We start from the raw sequence: 1,568 nt of genomic DNA on the forward strand, positions 1-1,568 counted from the left end.
AACCATCACCACGCCACCCACGGCCACCCCCAACACCCACCTGTGGAAAACGTGGCCGCCTACGCCCTCTCAACACCCCGTCCCCTCGGCGGTCTACAGGTTGCGCGGTACCTCGTTGCCCACCGCGAGAATCCCCTCGCGCATGCGCGTGCGCCACAGCAGCAGACCGCCGATGACGAAGAACACGATCAGCGACAGGATCGCCATCCGGTAGCCGCCGGTGAGGGAGACGGCCACGGTCACGGTCAGCGATCCCAGGAAGCTCGATCCCTTGTCCGAGATCTGGTACAGACTGAAGTACTCCGCCTCGCGCCCACGGGGGATGAGCTGGGAGTACAGCGACCGGGCCAGCGACTGGGTGCCGCCCAGCACCAGGCCGATGCCCACGCCCATGGCCACGAACAGCGGCACGTTCCCGACCGGGAGGAAGTAGGCCGCCGCCACGAGCGAGCTCCACACCGCGAGCGTGGCCAGCACGGTGTTCTTGCTGCCCAGGACCCGGGCCACCCGGCCGGTCAGGAAGGCGCCCCCGAAGGCCACGAACTGGATGATGAGGATGGTGACGATCAGGACGTTCTGGTCCAGTCCCAGATCCTGGGTGGCGAAGGGCGCCGCGTAGCGGATGGCCGCCTGCACACCGTCGTTGAACAGGATGAACGCCAGGAGAAAGAGAATCGTGTTCGGGTATTTGCGCATGTCCTTGAGCGTGTGCCCGAACTGGCGCAGCGACCGTCCCACCTTCGGTCGCCCCCGGCTGCTCGCCGCCAGGGCGCCGTAGCGGTTGCGCAGCGGCCGCACCGCCAGGACGGTGAACCCCGCCCACCACAGGCCGCAGGAGGCGAAGGCGATGCGCGCGGCGTCGTCCGTGCCCAGGCCCAGGGACGGAGCGCCGACCACCAGGCCCAGGTGGACGGCGAGCAGCAGGGCCCCGCCGAGGTAGCCGATGCCCCAGCCGGTGACCGAGACCCGGTCGCGTTCCTCGGCCGTGGCCACCTCGGGCAGGAACGCGTTGTAGACCACGCCCGCCAGCCCGTACAGCAGGTTGGCCAGCACGAACAGTACCGAGGCCACCAGGTAGCCGTCGGTGGCGAAGTACAGCCCCAGCGTGCACGCCGACCCGCCTACGGCGAGCCAGAGCAGCCACCGCTTCTTGTGCCGCGAGTGGTCGACCATCGACCCCACGATCGGCAGGCACAGGATCTGGAGCAGGATCGCCACCGTGGTCAGCGCCGGGTAGAGCGCGTTGGGGTGCAGCGAGAGGAAGTCCAGGCCCAGCGGGCTGATGGACAGCGCGGGGTCCAGGCAGGACGCGGCGTCAGGGGCCCCGGCCGACACACACGCCAGGTTGCTCAGGTACGGGCCGATGAGCACGGTCACCACCGAGGTGGTGAACACCGAGTTGGCCCAGTCATAGAGGTACCAGCCGCGCTGTTCGCGCCTGCGCTGGCCGGGATCGGCGGAGGGGGCGCCGGTGGCGTCCGTCTCCGGTGGTGTGGTGGCCATGGGGGCTATCCGTTCCGCTGGGGGGAGTCGGTGGGAGAGTCGCTGGAGGTGCCGGTGGGGTCGGA

Annotated in this window: 1 protein-coding gene; it reads right to left on the reverse strand. The window is 69.5% G+C overall.

Annotation, left to right across the window (positions count from 1 at the left end; genetic code table 11):
- Positions 1–93: 93 nt before the first annotated feature.
- Complete coding sequence (locus DQW06_RS22810) at positions 94–1,503, reverse strand: MFS transporter (protein WP_071622164.1); 1,410 nt, start codon at positions 1,501–1,503, stop codon at positions 94–96.
- Positions 1,504–1,568 lie beyond the last annotated feature (65 nt).

The sequence above is a fragment of the Nocardiopsis sp. TNDT3 genome (genome assembly GCF_003427465.1).
Taxonomy (GTDB): Bacteria; Actinomycetota; Actinomycetes; order Streptosporangiales; family Streptosporangiaceae; genus Nocardiopsis; species Nocardiopsis dassonvillei.

Coding starts and splice junctions, on each gene's coding strand:
- DQW06_RS22810 (WP_071622164.1), bottom strand. CDS start 1,503: ATGGCCACCACACCACCGGAGACGGACGCCACCGGCGCCCCCTCCGCC.